The organism is Pseudomonas sp. PDM16 (assembly GCF_014851865.1).
Lineage (GTDB): Bacteria > Pseudomonadota > Gammaproteobacteria > Pseudomonadales > Pseudomonadaceae > Aquipseudomonas.
In genome coordinates this window covers 83,961-104,125 of the sequence record NZ_JACVAM010000005.1, presented here as the reverse complement: position 1 = coordinate 104,125, position 20,165 = coordinate 83,961, and the positions used below count along the sequence as shown (strand labels likewise).

General features: G+C 63.0%; 22 protein-coding genes and 2 pseudogenes. 15 read left to right on the top strand and 9 right to left on the bottom strand.

Annotated features, from left to right (window positions below):
• Positions 1-1,019: 1,019 nt before the first annotated feature.
• Positions 1,020-1,531 (top strand): annotated as a pseudogene (locus IB234_RS17590) (REP-associated tyrosine transposase).
• A 145-nt stretch (positions 1,532-1,676) separates the two neighbouring features.
• On the opposite strand, the gene IB234_RS17585 reads toward IB234_RS17590, so the two are convergent.
• Positions 1,677-1,868 carry a CsbD family protein gene (locus tag IB234_RS17585; RefSeq protein ID WP_192320306.1) on the bottom strand — a complete coding sequence of 64 codons (192 nt, stop codon included), beginning with the start codon at positions 1,866-1,868 and terminating at the stop codon, positions 1,677-1,679.
• Positions 1,869-2,166: 298 nt separating this feature from the next.
• On the opposite strand from IB234_RS17585, the gene IB234_RS17580 reads away from it, so the two are divergent.
• From IB234_RS17580 to IB234_RS17550, 7 genes are all read left to right on the top strand, one after another.
• On the top strand, positions 2,167-2,475 hold the full coding sequence (locus IB234_RS17580) for a hypothetical protein (RefSeq protein WP_192320304.1): 309 nt from the start codon (positions 2,167-2,169) through the stop codon (positions 2,473-2,475).
• 169 nt (positions 2,476-2,644) lie between these two features.
• Positions 2,645-3,061 carry a hypothetical protein gene (locus IB234_RS17575; protein ID WP_192320302.1) on the top strand — a complete coding sequence of 139 codons (417 nt, stop codon included), beginning with the start codon at positions 2,645-2,647 and terminating at the stop codon, positions 3,059-3,061.
• 95 nt (positions 3,062-3,156) lie between these two features.
• Complete coding sequence (locus tag IB234_RS17570; protein WP_192320300.1) at positions 3,157-3,678, top strand: hypothetical protein; 522 nt, start codon at positions 3,157-3,159, stop codon at positions 3,676-3,678.
• Between the two features lie 113 nt (positions 3,679-3,791).
• Positions 3,792-4,487, top strand: coding sequence for a GNAT family N-acetyltransferase (locus tag IB234_RS17565; RefSeq protein ID WP_192320298.1), 696 nt, complete (start codon positions 3,792-3,794; stop codon positions 4,485-4,487).
• Between the two features lie 63 nt (positions 4,488-4,550).
• Positions 4,551-4,994 (top strand): hypothetical protein, encoded by a 444-nt coding sequence (locus IB234_RS17560; protein WP_192320296.1) that lies wholly within the window; start codon positions 4,551-4,553, stop codon positions 4,992-4,994.
• 481 nt (positions 4,995-5,475) lie between these two features.
• Positions 5,476-5,919, top strand: a complete 444-nt coding sequence (locus tag IB234_RS17555) for a DUF2846 domain-containing protein (protein ID WP_192320294.1) — start codon at positions 5,476-5,478, stop codon at positions 5,917-5,919.
• A gap of 192 nt (positions 5,920-6,111) precedes the next feature.
• Positions 6,112-8,124: a peptidase U32 family protein gene (locus IB234_RS17550; RefSeq protein ID WP_192320291.1), complete on the top strand. Its 2,013-nt coding sequence runs from the start codon at positions 6,112-6,114 to the stop codon at positions 8,122-8,124.
• Between the two features lie 71 nt (positions 8,125-8,195).
• Here IB234_RS17550 and IB234_RS17545 read toward each other — a convergent pair whose 3' ends face one another.
• A complete protein-coding gene (locus IB234_RS17545; RefSeq protein ID WP_192320289.1) occupies positions 8,196-8,684 on the bottom strand; it encodes a DUF2938 domain-containing protein in 489 nt (162 codons plus the stop codon).
• A 73-nt stretch (positions 8,685-8,757) separates the two neighbouring features.
• Between IB234_RS17545 and IB234_RS17540 the strand changes: the two genes are divergently transcribed.
• A complete protein-coding gene (locus IB234_RS17540; RefSeq protein ID WP_192320286.1) occupies positions 8,758-9,177 on the top strand; it encodes a helix-turn-helix domain-containing protein in 420 nt (139 codons plus the stop codon).
• 179 nt (positions 9,178-9,356) lie between these two features.
• Here the strand turns inward: IB234_RS17540 and IB234_RS17535 are convergent, their stop codons facing one another.
• On the bottom strand, positions 9,357-10,139 hold the full coding sequence (locus tag IB234_RS17535; RefSeq protein WP_192320284.1) for a MetQ/NlpA family ABC transporter substrate-binding protein: 783 nt from the start codon (positions 10,137-10,139) through the stop codon (positions 9,357-9,359).
• A gap of 164 nt (positions 10,140-10,303) precedes the next feature.
• Complete coding sequence (locus IB234_RS17530; protein WP_192320282.1) at positions 10,304-10,516, bottom strand: hypothetical protein; 213 nt, start codon at positions 10,514-10,516, stop codon at positions 10,304-10,306.
• A gap of 272 nt (positions 10,517-10,788) precedes the next feature.
• On the opposite strand from IB234_RS17530, the pseudogene IB234_RS24455 reads away from it, so the two are divergent.
• Together IB234_RS24455 and IB234_RS24450 are read left to right on the top strand one after the other, a co-directional pair.
• A pseudogene (locus tag IB234_RS24455) lies at positions 10,789-11,457 on the top strand (methyl-accepting chemotaxis protein); the annotation flags it as partial.
• On the top strand, positions 11,446-11,919 hold the full coding sequence (locus IB234_RS24450) for a CZB domain-containing protein (RefSeq protein WP_412547929.1): 474 nt from the start codon (positions 11,446-11,448) through the stop codon (positions 11,917-11,919). The pseudogene IB234_RS24455 and the gene IB234_RS24450, both read left to right, overlap by 12 nt.
• A gap of 10 nt (positions 11,920-11,929) precedes the next feature.
• Here the strand turns inward: IB234_RS24450 and IB234_RS17520 are convergent, their stop codons facing one another.
• Positions 11,930-12,220 carry a putative quinol monooxygenase gene (locus IB234_RS17520; protein WP_192320278.1) on the bottom strand — a complete coding sequence of 97 codons (291 nt, stop codon included), beginning with the start codon at positions 12,218-12,220 and terminating at the stop codon, positions 11,930-11,932.
• A 157-nt stretch (positions 12,221-12,377) separates the two neighbouring features.
• Between IB234_RS17520 and IB234_RS17515 the strand changes: the two genes are divergently transcribed.
• Positions 12,378-12,965 carry an NAD(P)H-dependent oxidoreductase gene (locus IB234_RS17515; RefSeq protein ID WP_192320276.1) on the top strand — a complete coding sequence of 196 codons (588 nt, stop codon included), beginning with the start codon at positions 12,378-12,380 and terminating at the stop codon, positions 12,963-12,965.
• Between the two features lie 27 nt (positions 12,966-12,992).
• On the opposite strand, the gene IB234_RS17510 is transcribed toward IB234_RS17515, so the two are convergent.
• A complete protein-coding gene (locus tag IB234_RS17510; RefSeq protein WP_192320274.1) occupies positions 12,993-13,844 on the bottom strand; it encodes a CAP domain-containing protein in 852 nt (283 codons plus the stop codon).
• Positions 13,845-13,967: 123 nt separating this feature from the next.
• Between IB234_RS17510 and IB234_RS17505 the strand changes: the two genes are divergently transcribed.
• A complete protein-coding gene (locus IB234_RS17505) occupies positions 13,968-14,825 on the top strand; it encodes a class I SAM-dependent methyltransferase (RefSeq protein ID WP_192320271.1) in 858 nt (285 codons plus the stop codon).
• A 117-nt stretch (positions 14,826-14,942) separates the two neighbouring features.
• Here IB234_RS17505 and IB234_RS17500 read toward each other — a convergent pair whose 3' ends face one another.
• The 3 genes from IB234_RS17500 to IB234_RS17490 form a co-directional block, all read right to left on the bottom strand.
• Positions 14,943-15,404: a hypothetical protein gene (locus IB234_RS17500; protein WP_192320269.1), complete on the bottom strand. Its 462-nt coding sequence runs from the start codon at positions 15,402-15,404 to the stop codon at positions 14,943-14,945.
• Positions 15,405-15,551: 147 nt separating this feature from the next.
• Positions 15,552-16,736, bottom strand: coding sequence for an NnrS family protein (locus tag IB234_RS17495; protein WP_192320267.1), 1,185 nt, complete (start codon positions 16,734-16,736; stop codon positions 15,552-15,554).
• A complete protein-coding gene (locus IB234_RS17490) occupies positions 16,723-16,980 on the bottom strand; it encodes a transmembrane sensor/regulator PpyR (protein WP_192320265.1) in 258 nt (85 codons plus the stop codon). The genes IB234_RS17495 and IB234_RS17490 overlap by 14 nt, the downstream gene beginning before the upstream one ends.
• A 228-nt stretch (positions 16,981-17,208) precedes the next feature.
• Between IB234_RS17490 and IB234_RS17485 the strand changes: the two genes are divergently transcribed.
• Positions 17,209-17,796: a GNAT family N-acetyltransferase gene (locus IB234_RS17485; RefSeq protein WP_192320263.1), complete on the top strand. Its 588-nt coding sequence runs from the start codon at positions 17,209-17,211 to the stop codon at positions 17,794-17,796.
• 367 nt (positions 17,797-18,163) lie between these two features.
• Positions 18,164-20,116, top strand: coding sequence for an AAA family ATPase (locus IB234_RS17480; RefSeq protein WP_192320261.1), 1,953 nt, complete (start codon positions 18,164-18,166; stop codon positions 20,114-20,116).
• Positions 20,117-20,165 lie beyond the last annotated feature (49 nt).

Here is a 20,165-nt window from a genome sequence, read left to right as displayed (position 1 = left end):
AAAGCAATAACACCTTTTATCGCATCCCTCCCCATCGACCAGCAAAATATTCTCAAGTCAGAAATAGCTAGTAGGGTTTTCGCCTCCAAACCCTCGTCGAAAATCACAGCAGACTCTTACCCAATAAATGCTCACGAATTATTTATGGCATTAATCCAAAAATTAAGCCCTCCTGAAAAATCTAAAGAGCAACCCTCCAATACCTCAAGCAAATAACCTCGACATCCGAAGCTATAGGAAATGGGTTCACTTACGAACCACTACACATATCAAATTCTCCCCTTTTCGCCCTTATGGCGAGTCACTTTCTCTTGCGTGCCCAAGAGAAAGTAACCAAAGAGAAGGGCACCCCGACATCCGGGTCTGACCTGCGGCCAGACTTCCCTCGCTCCGGCGCTGCTCCGGGGGCCGTCACGAAGGGGCGTCCCTGCCCCATCGTTCCTCGCTCGGCGTCCTGCCTCGCGCCCCCCCTGCGCAACACCTCCACTCGGCCTACTGACGGGGACTCCGGCTCCGAGTTGCCTAGTGGCTTTTTCTTGCGCTTCACGGGTTGATCGCCGCCACGCTTCGCGTTTTGTTCTGCCGAACTTTTAGGCAACTCCCCCGCCCCCTTCAGGAGGCCGAATGGAATCGTTGTGGAAGGGAGCGAGCCGCATGGATTTTGATCGTTCCCACGCTCCGCGTGGGAACACAGCCATCGACGCTCCAGCGTCCACCTGCAAGCAACTACGTGCCAGCAGACATGTCGCGACGCAGAGCGTCGCGGGCTTGCTACCACGCTGGAGCGTGGGAGCTATCGGGGATTAAAGGCCGCACGCTGCGCTGATCGTTCCCACGCTCCGCGTGGGAATGCAGCCCTCGACGCTCCAGCGTCCACCTTCCAGCAACCACGCGCAGGACCACATGGAGACGCAGAGCGTCGCAAGCTAGGCTCCCACGCGGAGCGTGGGGGCCATCGGGGATAGGAGGCAGCCTCTCTCCAACCCACACCCCAACCCGCCGATTCAAGGAAGAATCCAATGGGCCGCAGCCGCTACGTCATCACCGAACCTGAAAAGCCGCATTTCCTCACCTGTACCGTGCTGGAGTGGTTGCCGTTGTTCACCAGCCCCGCGCGGGTAGAAGTTCTGCTCGATTGCTGGCGCTATCAGCAGGCCAATCAAGGCCTGCGTCTCTACGGCTACGTCGTGCTGGAAAACCATCTGCACTTCGTTGCCCAGGCACCGGACTTGGGCAAATGCGTCAGCAGCTTCAAGTCATTCACAGCGCGCCGAATCATCGATCAGCTGCCAGAGCGAGGAGCAGAGCGCTTACTGCAGCGGCTGCGCTTCGCCAAGTGCGGACACAAGAACGACCGGGTGTATCAGCTTTGGCAGGAGGGTTCGCATGCGGAGCTGGTGTACAGCGCCGAGGTGATGCGGGAGGAGCTCGATTACATCCATCACAACCCGCTCAAACGCGGCTATATTCCAGTGCCAGAAACTATGCGGGGCAGACGGGATTGATTGAGGTGGACCGGTGGGATTCGTGACGCGGAGCGTCACGGGCTGTATTCCCACGCGGAGCGTGGGAACGATCACCATCACCAGATCACCAATCACCTGGCAGCCGACCACTTTCGCCGGCGCATAAAAAACCCGGCGCTGAGGGCCGGGTTTTATGTAACGGGGATGCTATCAGGCCTTGTCGATGCCTTTCTTGATCGCGTCCTTGACGTCACCCTTGAGTTGTTGGGCTTTGCCCTTTACCTGCTGAGCATCCCCTTCGCCCTCAAGACGGGGATTATCGGTAGCCTTACCGATACCCTCTTTGACTTTACCGATGGCTTCGTTGGCATTGCCTTTGATCTTGTCTGTCGTGCTGCTCATGTAACACCTCATTTTCAATGGCTTACGGAGAATGGAGCCCTGCCGGCCTCAATCGTTTCGTATTTTTTTAACTGCTCGCACGCTCCGCATGGGAAGAATGAATAGGGCCGGCAAGCGAGAGATCCCCTCTAGTGCGGGGTTGGCCTGGCTCCAGCAAGTAGTTCGGATATGCACGATGGACACGCTTTGTGGATTTCCACCCACGCAAGTCGCCTGTCACGATTTTGCGCGGGCGATCACCCGCACTGGCGAGCACATGCCCTACCCTGGCCCCAAACCACTTCGAAGCCACCCCACGATGAGCGACAGCAGCAACCTGATCCTCTTCCTCGTCACCCAGCTCGTGCTGCCATTCGGCCTGGGCTACCTGTATTGCCGGCGCAAGGGCATCCCCACCAACTCCTGGCAAGCCGGTGGCATCTACCTCGTCGCCCTGTTGGCCGCAATGCTTCTCTTCACTGGCCTGATAGGCCTGCCGACTCATGTGAAGAATGTCGGCTTCGTGACCAACCGCCCCATGGGCCTGACCTGTGGTGCCATCGGTATCGCGGTAGGCATCCTGATGGGGATGCTCGCCCGGCGCTTCGAGGGAGGGGCGGAGAAGTAGAGCCGGGATTCGTGAATTCATGCCATTCGGGCATCGACGGGGCAACGTGCCAGGCGGCTACCCAGCGGCCGTCACAGGTAGGCGGCGAGCCAGGTACTTGCCGAGCGCCGTGCAGCTCCTGTATTCAGGGCGCTGCCCGGACCGACGCGACCAATGAAAGGAGTCTCTCATGCGCCACCTCGCCCCTCTCCTCTGCGCCGCACTGCTGCTGACGCACAGCGCCGCTCTGCTGGCCGACGAGTTGATCGGTCCGGGAGAAATACCCAAGCACTATTTCGCCCTCTGGGCCGAGCAGAGCAAGTGCGAGGGGCAGAACGCGCCCTTCTACCCTGACGCCATGCTGATCGGCAGAAAGGCCATCGGCCTGGAAAAACTCGCCTGCCCGGTGAGTGAAGTGCTGGCCGACAACGGCAAGGACCGCTTCAAGGCCACGTTCAACTGCATCAGCATCGGCGAGAACAGGATGCACACCCAGCCCATCGAACTCCGCCTGGAAGACGACCAGCTCTATTTCTCCCTGGACGGCGGTGCCGAGCAAGGGCCCTACATCGATTGCCGCATCCCCACCATCGAATCCCGACACTAAGCCATCGAGCACAAACCCCCGCGGCATCTGCAGGCGGCGCCAACGTGAAGCCACCTGCCGCAGACCCACCGCAACAGACCGATAACGGAGCAGCCATGGATGCGCGTTTACTGCCGCAAACCGAATTCGACAGCGTGCATTTCTTCCGGGCCATCACACTCGCCATTCTGCTCGTGATCAGCGGGATGGCCGTGGCCGGAGTGGCCGACGGCGAGATCGGCCCGATCTCCGCACTACCCCTCGTGATACTGGTCCTGGCGATACGCTTCGCAATGGAATGGCGGCGCGTCACCCGGTGCATGCCGGCATTCATCCACGATGATGAGCTGGTTCTGTGCGGGGTTGGCAGCCACCGACGGATCGAGCTGTCCAAGGTCAGTTCGGTCCGCTCCAGGCACAGCATCTTCATGGTGCGACGGTATCGCTCCTGGTCGGAGCACGTGGCATTCCTGGAAGTCACCCTGAATGACGGCGAGCGCGTCCATACGCTGGCCGAAAGCGCCGTGCTCGAATGCCCTCCTGCCAAGCACGCGGTAAAAGCCATCGAAGCGGCTGTGCTCTCGGCCAAGATGAGGGATATCGCCAAGCGCCAGCAGGGTGCCAGTGACAACAGATAACCGGCGCACCGGTAGCACGTATCTGTGGCTACTTGTGAGGAGGTTCGAGCGGCCGGGCGGTACAATGGCCCATCTCGACTTTCAGCCGGCATGCCCCGGAGCACACCCTTTCGATGTTTACCCTCACCCACCTCGCAACCCCGCCGCCCGAGTCCCTGAAGAGCCAGGTCCTGCAGATGGTGGTCGACTACTTCAGCGACATCAGCCCCGCACCATTGGCGCCAAGCAATCCGCTCTACCAGCTGTACCAGTACGTCATCGGCTTCGAGGTGCATCTGTATCTGCAGGCCATGGGCAGCGAGCCCGGCAGCAGCGCCCGCTTGATCCTTGCCCTCGACAATGAAGACCCAGCGCAGGTACTGGGCTTCGCCCTCTATCTGCCCAGCCCCGACGATCCCGACGCCTGCACCCTGGCGTACCTGGCCGTGCGGGCCGGCCACCGCCGCCGGGGCATCGCCCGCGCCATGTTGCAGCAGATGCTGATACTGCACCCGCATGCCGCGCTGGCCTGCGTCGCCAGCCGGGTGCCAACCTTCGAGGCCATGGGCTTCCAGGTGCTGGCCGCACGCGGGCCGCAGGTGCTGATGAATACTCGCGGCACCGCCTCGGATGGCTGGATAGCGGTGCAGGACATAGAGCCGATCTTCCAGTCCAAGGAGGTCCGGCAGATCCACACCTACCTGGTCAAGCAACATGGCGAGAAGGCCATGCGCGACGCCGAGAAGCAGCGCGACCGTCTGCTCGACCAGTTGGGCCGACAGGCCGAGACGCTAGCCCAGCAGCGCTGCGCCGCAAACCGCCTGCATTGACGGCGCCAGCGGCCAGCCGTGGCACTAAACTCCTTTCGCCAAGACTGCCAAAGGAGTTTCACCATGCGCATGATCGTCGCGTCGACAATGCTTCTGCTGGCCCTCAGCGGCTGTACCAGCGGCGGAGGCACCTCCGGCGAGCACGTTCTGGTCAAGCTCACAGGCACTTCGAAGAACTCTGGAAGAATCGGCCAGGCGACACTCTCACCGCGTGGCGACGTGACCGATGTATCGGCCTTCGTCAGCGGCGTGCCTTTCGGCGTGACGCTGCCGGTGCGCCTGTATGCCTTCATCTATCCAGGCAGTTGCCAGCAACTGGGCCAGCAACCGGCCTACGAGCTCAACAGCACGGTGCTCACCGACCACAAGGGCATGGCCGATGGCTGGCGACTATCGCGCACCGCGCAGGTGCCGCTGGCCACACTGCGCTCCGCTCCTCACGCACTGGTGCTGCGCACTCCGCCCTCCGATGGAGGTCAGGACATCTTCTGCGGCGATCTACCCTGAGTCTTTCGCTCATTGATCAATACTTGGTGTCTCGGGCCTGCTCCCGCCCACGCTGCTTCACCTGCTTCTTGCCCTGACGGCACTCGGAATTGCTCTGCTGGTCGGCGGCTCTGCAATCCTGCTTGATCTGACGAGCATGGTGCCGATTCTCCTGACGCAGCTCGCGTGCGGCGCGGCGCTGCTGCCCCTGCGCCGTAGCCCACGAGAGGTCAGCCAGGAACAGGGCAAGTACAGCCGACTCCAGGCCCTGCCACAGAGAAGCTGCTGAGTGGCGCCCCGCACAGATCACCAGCCGACATGCTGATAACGACTGAATCGAGCCTTGTACATTCGCCGAAACACCAACAAAAGCCCGTAAAAATCATGGAAGCGTGGTGATCTCAGGCAAAAAGCTTGATTTATCAATCTGCCTCGTTAAGGTAGCCGACGCTGGCACAGTGATATCGCGCCAGTCATACCCAAACTCAGGAACGAGTAATTCATGTTCAAGAAATCAATGATGTGTGCAGCAGCGCTGAGTGTCGCCCTGCTGTCAGGTTGTGCATCTGTCCCGATGGAATCCAGCGAGAAAGATCAGGAGCTCAAGACGTTCCCCGCACCACCCCAGAATCAGGCCGGTCTTTATATCTTCCGAGACTCCGCCATGGGCCCGGCTCTCAAGAAGACAGTCAAGCTCAATGATCAGGTGATCGGCGAGACTGCGATCAATACTTACTTCTACCGTCCGATCGCGCCGGGTCAGCATGTGCTGGCTACGGAGTCGGAGTTCAGTGACAACACGCTGAACCTGAGCGCCGAGGCGGGCAAAAACTACTACGTACGCCAGTACATCAAGATCGGCGTCTTCGTCGGTGGTGCCAACCTGGAACAGGTACCCGAAGCCGAAGGGCAGAAGGCTGTCATCAGCACCAAGCTGGCCCGCTAAGCAGATCTGGCTGACCATGCCGGCCGCGATGCCGGCATGGTCATAACCCACCACAACGCATTACGTAATCGGCCTTGTCCGACACCAATTCCCGCCGCCAGGGGCAGCCGCCCGGCACCTAAAGGTGCCACCCTCACCCGCCCTCGCTACAATGCGCGCCTTGCCGTGCCACGCCTATAAAGAAGAAACACCATGTCCCTGCCCAAGAACCATCTGGAACTGCTCAGCCCTGCCCGCGACGTGGCCATCGCGCGGGAGGCCATCCTGCATGGAGCCGATGCCATCTATATCGGCGGGCCGAGCTTCGGCGCGCGGCACAACGCCTGCAACGAGGTGAGCGATATCGCCGAGCTGGTGAAGTTCGCCAGCCGCTACCACGCGCGGGTATTCACCACCCTCAATACCATCTTCCACGACGACGAGCTGGAGCAGGTCCGCACGCTGATCCACCAGCTCTACGACGCCGGCGTCGATGCGCTGATCGTGCAGGACATGGGCGTGATGGAGCTGGATATTCCGCCCATCGAGCTGCATGCCAGCACCCAGACCGATATCCGCACCCTGGACCGGGCCAAGTTCCTCGACCAGGCCGGCTTCTCCCAACTGGTACTGGCGCGCGAGCTGAACCTGCAGGAAATCCGCAGCATCGCCGATGCCACCGAGGCCTCCATCGAGTTCTTCATCCATGGCGCGCTGTGCGTGGCCTTCTCCGGCCAGTGCAACATCTCCCACGCGCAGACCGGGCGTAGCGCCAACCGCGGCGACTGCTCGCAGGCCTGCCGCCTGCCCTACACCCTGAAGGACGATCAGGGCCGCGTGGTGGCCTTCGAGAAGCACCTGCTGTCGATGAAGGACAACAACCAGAGCGCCAACCTGCGCGCGCTGGTCGAGGCCGGCGTGCGCTCGTTCAAGATCGAGGGACGCTACAAGGACATGGGCTACGTGAAGAACATCACCGCCCACTACCGCAAGGAACTCGACGCCATCCTCGAAGACCGCCCGGACCTGGCCCGCGCCTCCAGCGGCCGCACCGCGCACTTCTTCCTGCCCGATCCGGACAAGACCTTCCACCGCGGTAGCACCGACTACTTCGTCACCGACCGCAAGGTCGACATCGGCGCCTTCGACTCGCCGACCTTCACCGGCCTGGCCGTGGGTAACGTGGAGAAGGTCAACAAGCGCGACCTGATCGCCGTCACCCATGAGCCGCTGTCCAACGGCGACGGCCTCAACGTGCTGGTCAAGCGCGAGGTGGTGGGCTTCCGCGCCAACATCGCCGAGCTGAAAAACGAATTCGAGGAAGACGGCGAGAAGCGCTACCGCTACCGCGTCGAACCCAACGAGATGCCCGAGGGCCTGTTCCGCCTGCGTCCCAACCATCCGCTGTCGCGCAACCTGGATCACAACTGGCAGCAGGCGCTGCTCAAGACCAGCGCCGAGCGCCGTATCGGCGTGAACTGGAAGGCCGAACTGCGCGAAGAACAGCTCAAGCTGACCGCCACCAGCGAGGAAGGCATCGCCGTGGAGGCCGCCCTACCCGGCCCGTTCGGCGTGGCCAACAAGCCGGAACAGGCACTGGACGGCCTGCGCGACCTGCTGACCCAACTCGGCACCACCGAGTACCACGCGCTGGACGTAGCCCTGGATGCGCCGCAGGCGTTCTTCGTGCCCAACTCGCAGCTCAAGGCGCTGCGCCGCGAGGCCGTCGAGAAGCTGACCGAGGCCCGCGTCGCCGCTCACCCGCGCGGCAAGCGCAAAGCCGAGACCACCCCGCCGCCGGTGTACCCGGAGTCGCACCTGAGCTTCCTGGCCAACGTGTACAACCAGAAGGCCCGCGACTTCTACCACCGCCACGGCGTGCAGCTGATCGACGCGGCCTACGAGGCCCACGAGGAAGAAGGCGAGGTGCCCGTGATGATCACCAAGCACTGCCTGCGCTTCTCCTTCAACCTATGCCCCAAGCAGGCCAAGGGCGTCACCGGCGTGCGCACCAAGGTGCAGCCGATGCAGCTGATCCACGGCGACGAGGTGCTGACCCTGAAGTTCGACTGCAAGCCGTGCGAGATGCACATCATCGGCAAGATGAAGGGGCATATCCTCAACCAGCCGCAGCCGGGTAGCGCGGCCCACAGCAAGATGGTCGCCAGCATCAGCCCGGAAGACCTGCTGAAGACCATCCGCAACAAGCCCGGCTACAGCCACTAACGCGCCGCCGCCGTAGGGTGGATCACGCTCCATCGATCCACCAGGCGGAGTTCCAGGCTTTCCACATCCCGCTAGAACAGCACCAGCAGCAAGCCCACCAGGTAAAGGCCCAGGCCGAACACCAGATGGGTGAGCAGCGCCCGTGAGCGCACCTGCCAGGGCTTCGCCGTGCGCGAGGCAGCGATACCCATGCCGAACGCCGGCTGCATCAGCAGCAACGGAGCGACCACGGTAGCAGCGCCAAACGCCAGCGCCGGCCACAACATCGGCCGCTGCAGCCATCCCTCGCCCATCAACGCCAGAAACGCCACGGCGAACGCCAGCCCCGTCAGGTAGTGAAAGGCCCAGCCCAGTGGCCGCTCGCCACCCACCGGAGGCGCCTTGCCGATCGCCGCATGACGGAAGCGGCCCTGACGCATATGCCCCAACCAGCGCCCGACCAGCCCGTAGTCCAGCGCCGGCACACCGAACAGGTGCTTGCGCACCAGCGCCCACAGGTCCATCACCAAGGTTGCACCAGTTCCCAGAACGATTGCCTGCACGATCATCTCGACTGCCATACCTACCTCCCTCTAACCTGTCTGAAAGCCTTCGAAACAAGGCTGCCAGTTCAAGTCGACTTGAGGTCAAGCGATGAAAGAGATGGATATCGGCAAGGTCGCGCGCTGGTCCGGTCTGCCGACCTCGACCCTGCGCTACTACGAGGAGAAGGGGCTGATCCGCTCCATCGGCCGCAACGGCCTGAAGCGGGTATTCGGCGAGTCGGTGCTGCAACGCCTGTCGCTGATCGCCCTGGGTCGTACGGCAGGCTTCTCGCTAGACGATATCGCCGAGATGCTGGCCGCCGAGGGCGGCCCGACCATCGACCGGCAACAGCTGGAGCACAAGGCAGACCAGCTGGACCTGACCATCAGGCGCCTGTCGGCCATCCGCGACGGCCTGCGCCATGCGGCGGTCTGCTCCGCCGAGAATCACCTGGCCTGCCCCAAGTTCCAACGGTTGATGGGTCTAGCGGCCAGGCAAGCGGCGCGCAGCAGGCGCGGTGACGATTGAGTCGCCGGCCAATGACCATTCGCCTGTCGAGCGGAGTCGCCAGCACAAGCAGGGTATCTCGTTCACCTGCCGCATAAAAAAACGCCGCCCCGCGCGAGCGGACCGGCGTCAAGGAGGAAAGGCGATCAGCCTTCACCACCGTGGCTTTCGGGTGCTCCGGTGAAGGAGCAGGTATGTGTTCAGAATGCGGGAACCACTGCTCCCGAGTAACGCTTCTCGATGAAGGCCTTCACCTCGGGGCTGGTCAGCGCGGCGGACAACTTCCGGATGGCATCTGCGCTCTGGTTGTCGGGGCGGGACACCAGATAGTTCACGTAGGGCGAATCACTACCCTCGATGACCAATGCATCCTTCGCCGGATTCAGCTTGGCCTCCAGCGCATAGTTGGTATTGATCAGCGCCAGATCGACCTGATTGAGCACGCGCGGCAGGACGGCGGCTTCCAGTTCCTTGAACTGGAGCTTGTGCGGGTTCTCGGCGATGTCCTTGGGAGCGGCCAGCGCGCTGGATGGATCCTTCAGCTTCAACAGCCCCGCCTTCTGCAGCAGGAGCAGGGCCCGGCCGGCATTGCTGGCGTCGTTGGGGATGGCGACAGTCGCGCCATCCGGCAGATCTTTCAGTGATTTGTGTTTCAGCGAGTAGGCGCCGAAGGGCTCGACATGCACGCCCTTGACGATCACCAGATCAGTACCCCGATCCTTGTTGAAGGTATCCAGGTAGGGTTTGGTCTGGAAGTAGTTGGCGTCCAGCTGTTTCTGGCTTACCTGCAGGTTGGGCTGCACGTAGTCGGTGAAGACTTTGACATCCAGATCGATCCCTTCCTTGGCCAGCTGCGGCTTCACCAGCTCGAGGATTTCTGCATGAGGCACCGGCGTGGCAGCCACGGTCAGTTTCTCACCGGCATGAGCCAGGGTGGCAGAGAGGGCAGCCGCGAGGGCGGTCAACAACAGCGTCTTCTTCATGTCCATTCTTCTCGCTTGAGTCGCCAAGGCTGGATCTTCAGCCATCAGCAGATAGGTTGACCCGTGGGTACCGGGTAGCGAGACAGTACGGACTTTCTTTTATTCCATAAAAATATTATTTAATCATTTGTATATTTCTTTTTGAAATATATATCAAATCCGGATCAGGCGCGGCGCAACTCCTCGTCACTCATGAGTGCGCGTGCCGCGCGAAGGTCGGCTGCATCCTGATTGAGCAGATGGACCACATTGAGCAACTGCTGGCGTAACAGCTGGTCACCGGTACGCTCAGCGGCTCGCATCACGGCCAGGGCGGCATCTTCGTTATGGCCTGCCACCAGGTCCAGGGTCTTGCGGATCGATCGTGTCATGCGCATGGAGAACGGTTCCTGCCTGTAAACGAGCAGGCACCCTACTCCGCCCTCGTTGCCTTTTTGTTGCAGCCGCCCGATCCGGAGGAGAAACAATTTTTCCAATCGTTACGCACACCGCAAAGATCGCAAGATCGAGTCATAACGACAGCTTCAATGTCAATCAGACTCCATGTCATATTGACATCATCGGCCTGAAACACCCGCTCGAAGCGACAGAGATGCTGGCACGAAAACTGAAATGGTAGAGCGGACCTCAATGACCCCACGGTGATTCCATGCTCGTTGTCAGCGCCAGCCGCCACCGCACACTTCAAGCCGAACACAACGCCCTGTTTGATCGACTCGCCTTCAGCGAGCGAGACAACCTAAGGCTTCGCGAAGAGCTGAAGCAGCACCAACAGGACACCCGCCTGCAGACCGATCTGGCGTTCTACAAGGGGCTGGCAGAGAACCTGTTGAAGTTTGGCCACTCCATCGGCCACATCGGCGAATCGTTCGGCTACCTGAACGCGCGCCTGGACGAAAACAATCAACGGGCCCAGGACGTCGCCGGCGCGGCGATTCAGAACAAGCTCAAGTTCGGCCAGTTGCAGGAAGAGTCGCAGCGCATGGAGAACGGCCTGGCCAGTCTCAATCAGCGCATTTCGGAGCTGGTGGCCCGAGCCGCCGAGATCGACCGCATCGTCGGCCTGATCGGCAGCATCGCCAGCCAGACCAATCTGCTGGCCCTGAATGCGGCCATCGAAGCGGCACGCGCGGGGGAATCCGGTCGCGGCTTCGCCGTGGTGGCGGGAGAGATACGCGACCTGGCCGAGAAGACGGCCAGTGCCACCAAGGACATCGTCCGCGAGACGGCGGACATTCAGAACGTCATCCACGCCGCCCAGCAGGAGATCCAGGACCACGCGAGCAGCGCCAATCACTTCCACGCCATGACTACCGAGGCCAGTAGCGCGATGCTCAATGTGCACGGTCAGGCCCAGCGCATGCACCATGAGATCGGTCAGTCGTTCTTCCGCTCGGGCATCGAGTTGGCCAACCTTGCCGAGCTGTCGCTCAAGGCCTCGGTGTACGAGGCGATCCTTGAGCACGGCGGCGACGCCCGGCAGCTACCGAGCGAAGAGGAATGCCTGTTCGGCCGCTGGTACTACGGAGACGGCAACGATGCGCTGCGCGGCAATCGCGAGTTCCGCCTGATCGAACGGCCTCACCAGCAGGTCCACCAGTGCGGCGCCGAGGCCATAGAGGCCTTCGCCAGCCAACGCCTGGACATCGCCCTGCAGCGTCTCGCCACCATGGAAGACGCCAACATCGAGGTCATGCGCATCGTCAACAGGGTGCTCGCCGAACACGAGAAGGGGCTCGCGGCGCCGACTGCCCAGCGACCGATGCTGCGCGCTGTGTGAGCGCGCCAGCTCAGGCGCTGAGCATCTCGACCTCGCGAATCTCGAAGTCACGCCGTAGGTAATCCATGCGCCGGGCGTTGAACTCGAGCATGTGCGGCAGGCTGCTGTGTACCGCCAGATGCTCCTTCGAGGCCCATATCTCGAAGAAGATGAACAGAGTGGGATCCTGCACATCGCGCAGCATGTGGTACTGAATGCAGCCAGGCTCGGCTCGACTGGGTTCGACGTAGGCACGGAACAGCTGCTCGAAGGCCTCGGCCTGCTCGGGCCGGGTGTGGGCGTGAAGAATGAAACCGTACATGAACGCACTCCGGTGCTTGAGGATGAGTGCACACCCTAGCGCAACAGCAAGCACTACATTCATGACTAATGAGCAACAATCATTTGCCTGCGGACGACTGTTTCCGGAGAGAGCGCCTGCGTAATCTGCCGGCCATTCGATATCTCCGGAGGTTCCCATGAAAAACATCCTGCTCCTCAATGGTGGCAAGCAGTTCGCCCATTCCGACGGCCGCTACAACGCCACCCTGCATGACGCCGCAGTAGCCTTCCTCGACCGCGCCGGCTTCGACGTAAAGACCACCTTCATCGACGGTGGCTACGACGCCGAAGACGAAGTGCAGAAGATCCTCTGGGCCGACCTGGTGATCTACCAGATGCCCGGCTGGTGGATGGGCGCCCCCTGGACCGTCAAGAAGTACCTCGACGAAGTGTTCACCGCCGGCCACGGCAGCCTCTACGCCAATGACGGCCGCACCCGCTCCGACGCCTCGCAGAAGTACGGCAGCGGTGGCCTGATCCAGGGCAAGCAGTACATGCTTTCACTGACCTGGAACGCCCCGCAGCAGGCCTTCGACGACCCTACCGACTTCTTCGAGGCCAAGGGCGTGGACGCGGTGTATTTCCCCTTCCACAAGGCCAACCAGTTCCTCGGCATGAGTGCCCTGCCGACCTTCCTGTGCACCGACGTGATGAAGATGCCGGACATCGAGCGCGACGTCGCACGCTACGAGCAGCACCTGGCCGCGGTAGTGAAGGCACGCTGAGCACCGGGCCGGTAGCGAGTCGAAGGTTCAGGGCGAACCGAACAGCGCCGTCCAGTAGATGCCGGCGTCGCTCTTCGGATCGACGGCATAGGCCGCCCCTACTTCGCTGAATTCGGCGCTCATCAGGTTCGAGCAATGGCCAGGGCTGGCCAGCCAGCCTTCAACCACCTTGGTGGCCGTATCCAGGCCGGCGGCAATGTTTTCGCCGATGCGTTGGCCGCCATAGCCAGCCAGCTCCGCGCGGTCCCCGGGGGTGCGCCCGTCTCGATCACGATGATCGAAGAAATTACCATTGGCCATGGCCCGGCTATGAGACTCCGAAGTAGCGCCCAGCGTGGCATTCCAGGCCAACGGGGCTGCCGCAGGAACAGGCTTGCCACCACAGTTGCGCGCCTGGCTGCGAGCCAGGTTGATCTGCTCCAGCAGCTTGTGCCCTTCGGCCTGCCAGTCACCCAGGCGGCCGCCGAGCAGCGGCCTGGCCAGCACGATGCGCCAGTCGCGATCCTGGCGACTCACGCCGACATCGACGAACTGCGGGTCCAGCACCACCTTGCAGAAGCTCTCGCGCAGCGCCTGCATGGCCGACGCAGCATCACGGGGGCCGGACAGGGTGATCGCCTGCACATTGACCATGGGGTAGCCGGCGCGCGCCAGAGAATCCTGCAGATCGGCGCTGCCGGTAGCCGGCAACACCAGACGGATATCGGCCGTCAGCGGCGGCAGCTCCGGCGAGGCCTGCTCTGCACAGCGCTGCACCTGGTTGCGATAGCTGTTGATCTCCTGGATCAGCTGGGCCTCGTCGACCGCCAGGGCGCTCGTAGCGGCAGACACCCCGAGCGAAAGGACGGCGATACGCAGAACGGATGACATGACGCGCATGGAAATCTCCCTTGACCAGATGGTGCCCATGATGCGCGATTAAGCCGCCGACATGAAATGCCGAGCTTGTCCGGCTGTTGCAGCGACGTTACCGTCGGCCTCCCCAGAGCAAGGAACGCCACCATGAACGACTCGCTCGACCTCAACCAGGCCAACTGGAACGACCGTGCCGGCCTGCACGCTGCCTCGCCGGATTACCAGGTAGACACCTTCATTGCCGATCCGAATCACCTTTCTGCCGTGGTGCGCTTCGACCTGCCGCGTCTGGGTGACATTACCGGCCTGCGCGCCGTACACCTGCAATGCCACATCGGCACAGATACCCTGTCCCTCGCTCGGCTCGGCGCCCACATGAGCGGCCTGGACTTCTCCGTGGCCTCGCTGGAGCAGGCGCGCCTGCTGGCGGAGCGCTGCGGAACGCCGATCGACTACGTAGAGGCCCCGGTGTACGAGGCCGCCGAAGTGCTGGAGCCAGGCGGTTTCGACCTGATCTACACCGGTATCGGTGCGCTGTGCTGGCTACCCCGCATCGACGACTGGGCACGCAACGTCGCCGCGCTGCTCAAGCCTGGCGGCCGCCTTTTCCTGCGCGAAGGGCATCCGATGCTGTGGGCGCTCGACGAGGATTGCCGGGATCAACTCGTGATCCGCCACCCCTATTTCGAGCGCCAGGAGCCGTTGGTGTGGGAGGAGGAAACCACCTACGTGCAGAGCGATGGCACGCTGACTGCGAAGGTGAGCCACGAATGGAACCACGGGCTTGGCGAGATCGTCTCTGCCCTGCTGCGTCATGGCCTGGAGATTCGCGGACTGGAGGAGCACGACAGCGTCCCTTGGGAAGCACTGCCCGGGCAGATGGAGCTGGGCACGGATGGCGAGTGGCGACTGCTGCGCGACCGCTGGCGCCTGCCTCTCAGCTACACCCTTCAAGCGATCAGAGCCTGTTCACAGCCTTCTGAATCAGAGCCAGTCAACGCCTAGGCGCCCCTTCAGAAAACGGCCGCGAAATCGGAGCGTATATGCAGCAAAGGGATGTGCTGCGCCCCGGACTCCTTCACCCTGTATGGCCAACTGGAAAATCGTGAGCAGGTTAGCTTCTCAGACGTAGATGCTGATACCGCCTTTCTCCTGCAACCAGTCGCGGTAGGTAGTCAGCGAGTCGGTGGTCTTGTCGCCGTTGGCGCCGACGAATGCCTTGCTGTCGCCCAGGCCGGCGTCGATCAGCTTGTTCACCTGCACCAGCAGCTTGGCCGCGTCTTCACGGTCCAGAGCGGAGACGTCGGGCAGCTCGATCTGACTGCTGCTGCCACCCCCCAGGTTCGGGTTGAGGGAGACGCGATCGCTGGCCAGCGGGCTGGTGGTGTTGCCACCGGTCAGGGCGCGCAGCAGACCTCCTTCGCTGCGGGCGACCATCTGCCTGGCCAGGCTGCGCAGTTCGGCGATGGGGTCCTTGACGGTCTCGGCCGGCTTCTCCTGCGAGTTGGACGAGGTGGTGGTGCCGTTCTTGCTGGCACTGGCCAGGTAGGTGGCCAGCGGCGAGGTGTTGCTGATGGTAGTCATGGCGGTTCCCTGCTGAAGTGCGTTGCCCCCGTTCGTTAGCAGGATGCGGGCCATGAGAGCGAAAGTCCCGTGGCTACTGGCTCCGCGCCTCTCGCCTGGCCAACAGGACAGGTAAGGCCTTGCCGCATCGGGCAAAGCCTTGCCGCCTCAACCGGGGTGACCGTCCACCCGGGCGGTCCAGTACATCGATGCGTAGTGTCGCAGGAAGATCGCGAAGGCCAGGCACCAGCTGGCCGCCGCCAGCCACAGCCCGTAGACGCTGAAACCCGCCAGCAGCACCCGCGACAGAGCCGCCACGTGCAGCAGGGCGAAGGCCCAGGAGATTGCTGCCGGTGGAGTCAGCGGCCGGCCGGTATGGCCGAGGCTGACGCGGGCCAGCATGGCCAGGATCAATCCACCCATGCCACCGACCGCCAGCGCATGGCTGGCCAGGCTCGGCTGTTGCAGCAGCCCCAGGTGCCACAGCGCCATGCCTACCGCCGCCACTGCCATCCAGCCGTATGCCAGGTGCAGCGACCACAGCAGCGGCACACGCCAGATACCAGGGTGGTACCACAGCCACAGGCGCAGCCCGTGCAATCCGGCCACCAGCAGGAACAGCGGCGCCAGCAGCGGATGCGGGTGCAGACCAACGCCGGAGGCGAAGACCACGGCGATAGCCAACGAACCACCAAGCAGGCTCCACATCAGCCACGGCTTGTTCGGTGCCTGACTGGCCAGACCCAATCCCCGCTGGGTGAAGAACGGGATCACCCGGCCGCCGATAACCCCCATCAGCGCCGCCACCAGCCACAGCGCTGCCAGGATGCCACGACGCTGCATGGCGTCGTCCCCCAGCGCCACGCCGCACAGGGTCAGCACCTGGCAGAAACCAAGCAGCGCCAGTACCACGACGATGGGGGCGTTGTGCTTCTGCCGCGCCTTGAGGATCAACCTGCCAAAGGCCAGCACCAGCGCCACGACGAAGGCCAGCTCGACCACCGCGAGCACCGGCATGGGCACCGGCGCGAACCACACCAGGCGCCCCAGCGCCCAGACGACGAACAGGGCGATCAGCGGGCGCCCTGATAGGCTGGGCAAGCTGGTCCAGGTCTGTACCGCGGTCAGCAGGAAGCCGGCGATGATCGCCAGGCCGAAACCGAACAGCATCTCGTGGCGGTGCCAGGCCAACAGACCGGCTTGCGGCTGCAGGCTGGCATGCCCGCTCAGGGCGGCGCCCCACAAGGCCACCGCGATCAGGGCGAACAGCGCCCCCCCGAGGAAGAACGGCCGAAAGCCAAGGCGCCAGAACGGCGCGATGGCCAAGGCAGCTTTTCTATCAAGCAATTGCACAGTTAGCCTCCCAGCCTTCCTTCTTCATGTAGTGCTGCGCCAGCAGGCGCATCACATAACCGATCTTCAGCATGGTCGGGCCGATGATCAGCCCGGAGTGAGCCAGTACCAGCACGGGGATGCTCAGTACATTCTCCAGGCCGTAGCCGGCGCCGATGCCTGCCAACAGAACCGCCAAGCCGGCGATCAGCAGTTGGGTGGATACCCGCAGAACATTTTTCGGGCAGCTGAGGAACTCGATCATGGCGGTGTCTCCCTTGAGAGTAGGGCGAAAGGCCCCTTTGCTCTTTCTCTATCAGGACTCGTGCCATAAATTTAATCTTTAATTTTCAATATCTTATAACCATATAGTCATATTGACACAAACCAAATAAGAGTCATAAAGACACCTAAAAGTCGAAATGACTACATTGGTACAACGCTTCATCTACTGGCAACATGGGTGCAAAGGACAGCTGCCAAAGGACAGGAAATGCCAACCCTCCCCATACTCACCACCCCTCGACTGATACTGCGCCCGCTGGAACTGGACGACGCCCCGGCCATCCAGGCACTGTTTCCGCAATGGGAGATCGTCCGCTACCTGGCTGACCGGGTGCCCTGGCCGTATCCCGAGGATGGCGCCTTGAGCTTCATGCGCGATGTTTCCCTGCCAGCCATGCAGCAGGAGCGCGAGTGGCACTGGAGCATTCGACCACAGAGCCAGCCGCAAACCTTGATCGGCGTCATCAGCCTGAGCGACGAGGTCGACAACAACCGCGGCTTCTGGCTGGATCCGAACTGGCAACGCCAGGGCTTGATGCAGGAGGCCTGTGAAGCGGCCACAGCCTACTGGTTCGAGGTACTGCAACGCCCTGTGCTGCGCGCGCCGAAGGCATTGCCCAACCTGGCCTCGCGGCGCATCTCCGAGCGCAGCGGCATGCGCCTGGTGGAGATCGTCGAGAAGAACTACGTTTCCGGCCGCTTCCCCTCCGAACTCTGGGAAATCACTCGTGAGGCATGGCAGCGACGTAACGCCGAGGGGAACCTGGGCGAACTGGCGCAGACCAACGACAGGTAGTCACCCGCTGGAGGCCTCTCCATGGCCTATGACCCCACCCCTGCGGAACCGACGGCAGAGCCCGAGACCACCCACGAGGAGCTGCCCGATGAAGTCCGGGAGAACCTCGAGGAAGTAGTTCCCCTGCCCGCCCCGATACCCGAGCCAGGCCCGTTGTAGAGCCGTTGCGCTTAGTCGTCTGCCGCTTCGCTAGATCGACCGGCGGTATGGCCGCTCGTCCCTGATCGCTTAACCCGTCATGCTCGACGCCGATAATCCGCTCGCGTGCCGAATCGCTGCCCTGCGCAGCGGCCCCTCGCGAGCGGAGCCTCGTTGCCGCCTGGATTGCCCCTTCGTGGGCGCTGTATGACCGCACTCCGGGATCGCCATGACCAAGTCGTTTTTCTATCGCCACCGCCATCTGTTCGGCGCATCAATCCTGTGCATCGCACTGCTCGTCGCCGCCCTGTTTGCCTATCGCGAGGCACAGGCACCCGCGCTGCCGCCAAGCGACGATGCAGCCGCCGCCATGCTGGCCGAACTACATCAGTCCACGGCGCCCTGGACCGTTCATCGCCGCGATCTCTCGACCCTGGTCGGCGACATGCGCAATGGCCGCATCGCCAGCGCCGCGCTGAGTGACGAGGCGGTCTACGTCACCACTCAGGACGATCAGCGCTACTGGTTGGCCGACCAGTCCGGCCGCATTGGCGAGATGATCCTGCGCGACTACGGTCGCGGCGCCGTGCTGTTCCCGGTCAGCCTGTTCGATACCGATGGCGAGGCGCCCTGGTACAGCGAGCTGCAGCGCCAATGGCTGCTGTTGAGCCTGCTGCTGATCGGCGCTGGCCTGCTCGTCTGGAAGATGCGCCCGCACCAGGCGTTGAAGCACAACACCGGCATCCGCTTCGCCGATGTGGTCGGCGCCAGCGAAGCCAAGCTGGCGCTACAGGATGTCACCACCTACCTGCGCAACCCAGCCGCGTTCGCCGCCCTCGGCGCACGGCCACCCAAGGGCGTACTGCTGACCGGCGAGCCCGGCACCGGCAAGACGCAGCTGGCCAAGGCCCTGGCCGGCGAGTGCGGCGCGCACTTCATCCAGGTCACCGGCAGCGACTTCTCGTCGATGTACTTCGGCGTCGGTATCCACAAGGTCAAGACACTGTTCCGCACTGCGCGCAAACACGCACCCTGCATCGTCTTCATCGATGAGATCGACGGCATAGGCCGGCGTGGCGAGCAGAGCCGTTCGAGCGACGCCGAAGCCAACCGCATCATCAACCAGTTCCTCACCGAGATGGACGGCTTTGCCGCCGACAGCGGCGTGCTGGTACTGGCCGCCACCAACTTCCCCAACTCGCTGGACCCGGCGCTGCTGCGCGAGGGTCGCTTCGACCGCAACATCGCCGTCGGCCTGCCGGGGCTGGCTGAGCGCGAGCAGCTGTTCCGCCTGTATGCCGGCAAGATCAAGGCCGCCGATGATCTCGACCACACCCAGCTGGCGCGTAACAGCGTCGGCCTGACACCCGCCGCCATCGCCTACATCGTCAACCACGCCGCCCTGCTGGCCGCCCGCGAAAACAGCACGCAGGTGACCATGCGCCACTGCGTGGATGCACTGGAAACCTGCCGCATCGGCGAACAGCCGAGCGGCACCAGCGCCCTCTCCGAGGCTGAGCGCACACGCATCGCCGTGCACGAGGCCGGCCATGCCATCGTCGCCGCGGCACTGGGATGCGGGCGGGTGGAGAAGGTCACCATCCTGCCCCGCGGCCAAGCCCTGGGGGTGACCCTGGTAACGCCGATCGAAGACAAGCGCCTGCACCTGGAGTCCGAACTTCGTGCACGCATCCAGATGCTGCTGGCCGGTCGCGGGGCTGAGCGCCTGCACTTCGCCGAAGTATCGTCCGGTGCCGGCCAGGACCTGCACGAGGCCAGCAAACTGGCACTGTCCATGGTCGCCACCCTGGGCATGGCGCCGAGTGGCTCGCTGCTGAGCCTGCAGGCGGTACGCGATGCCCATCTGGAGAGCGACCCGCGCGAGGCACTGAACGAGGCTGACCAACTGCTGCAGGAACTCGACCGCGAGTGTCTGGCCCTGCTGCAACGCCTGCGCCCGGCTCTGCAGAGCATCACTCAGCGCCTGCTGGACGAGGAAACCGTAGCTGGCGAGGAGGTGGTGAAGGCAGTACGCCGGCTGCTCGGCGAGCGCATGGGCGAAGCCGCGCCGGCTCGCACCTGTCACCTGGAACGCGTGGCGGCCAGTCCGTCGAACGGTCTCGACCCGTACTTCGACCTAGCCGTGGACGAGCTGCCCGAAACCGGCCCGGGCATGGCCTGAAACGCTCTGGTGCATGGCACCGTCCGGCATCGGGCGTGCTATGCACCAG

What these genes read in the sequence shown, in the direction of transcription:
- IB234_RS17520 (WP_192320278.1), bottom strand. Translation starts at nt 12,220, where the DNA reads ATGTACGGTTTCATTCTTCACGCCCACACCCGGCCCGAGCAGGCCGAG.
- IB234_RS17555 (WP_192320294.1), top strand. Translation starts at nt 5,476, where the DNA reads ATGTTCAAGAAATCAATGATGTGTGCAGCAGCGCTGAGTGTCGCCCTG.
- IB234_RS17545 (WP_192320289.1), bottom strand. Translation starts at nt 8,684, where the DNA reads ATGGCAGTCGAGATGATCGTGCAGGCAATCGTTCTGGGAACTGGTGCA.
- IB234_RS17580 (WP_192320304.1), top strand. Translation starts at nt 2,167, where the DNA reads ATGAGCGACAGCAGCAACCTGATCCTCTTCCTCGTCACCCAGCTCGTG.
- IB234_RS24450 (WP_412547929.1), top strand. Translation starts at nt 11,446, where the DNA reads ATGACTACCGAGGCCAGTAGCGCGATGCTCAATGTGCACGGTCAGGCC.
- IB234_RS17550 (WP_192320291.1), top strand. Translation starts at nt 6,112, where the DNA reads ATGTCCCTGCCCAAGAACCATCTGGAACTGCTCAGCCCTGCCCGCGAC.
- IB234_RS17535 (WP_192320284.1), bottom strand. Translation starts at nt 10,139, where the DNA reads ATGAAGAAGACGCTGTTGTTGACCGCCCTCGCGGCTGCCCTCTCTGCC.
- IB234_RS17500 (WP_192320269.1), bottom strand. Translation starts at nt 15,404, where the DNA reads ATGACTACCATCAGCAACACCTCGCCGCTGGCCACCTACCTGGCCAGT.
- IB234_RS17570 (WP_192320300.1), top strand. Translation starts at nt 3,157, where the DNA reads ATGGATGCGCGTTTACTGCCGCAAACCGAATTCGACAGCGTGCATTTC.
- IB234_RS17505 (WP_192320271.1), top strand. Translation starts at nt 13,968, where the DNA reads ATGAACGACTCGCTCGACCTCAACCAGGCCAACTGGAACGACCGTGCC.
- IB234_RS17485 (WP_192320263.1), top strand. Translation starts at nt 17,209, where the DNA reads ATGCCAACCCTCCCCATACTCACCACCCCTCGACTGATACTGCGCCCG.
- IB234_RS17480 (WP_192320261.1), top strand. Translation starts at nt 18,164, where the DNA reads ATGACCAAGTCGTTTTTCTATCGCCACCGCCATCTGTTCGGCGCATCA.
- IB234_RS17575 (WP_192320302.1), top strand. Translation starts at nt 2,645, where the DNA reads ATGCGCCACCTCGCCCCTCTCCTCTGCGCCGCACTGCTGCTGACGCAC.
- IB234_RS17490 (WP_192320265.1), bottom strand. Translation starts at nt 16,980, where the DNA reads ATGATCGAGTTCCTCAGCTGCCCGAAAAATGTTCTGCGGGTATCCACC.
- IB234_RS17530 (WP_192320282.1), bottom strand. Translation starts at nt 10,516, where the DNA reads ATGCGCATGACACGATCGATCCGCAAGACCCTGGACCTGGTGGCAGGC.
- IB234_RS17540 (WP_192320286.1), top strand. Translation starts at nt 8,758, where the DNA reads ATGAAAGAGATGGATATCGGCAAGGTCGCGCGCTGGTCCGGTCTGCCG.
- IB234_RS17510 (WP_192320274.1), bottom strand. Translation starts at nt 13,844, where the DNA reads ATGCGCGTCATGTCATCCGTTCTGCGTATCGCCGTCCTTTCGCTCGGG.
- IB234_RS17565 (WP_192320298.1), top strand. Translation starts at nt 3,792, where the DNA reads ATGTTTACCCTCACCCACCTCGCAACCCCGCCGCCCGAGTCCCTGAAG.
- IB234_RS17515 (WP_192320276.1), top strand. Translation starts at nt 12,378, where the DNA reads ATGAAAAACATCCTGCTCCTCAATGGTGGCAAGCAGTTCGCCCATTCC.
- IB234_RS17560 (WP_192320296.1), top strand. Translation starts at nt 4,551, where the DNA reads ATGCGCATGATCGTCGCGTCGACAATGCTTCTGCTGGCCCTCAGCGGC.
- IB234_RS17585 (WP_192320306.1), bottom strand. Translation starts at nt 1,868, where the DNA reads ATGAGCAGCACGACAGACAAGATCAAAGGCAATGCCAACGAAGCCATC.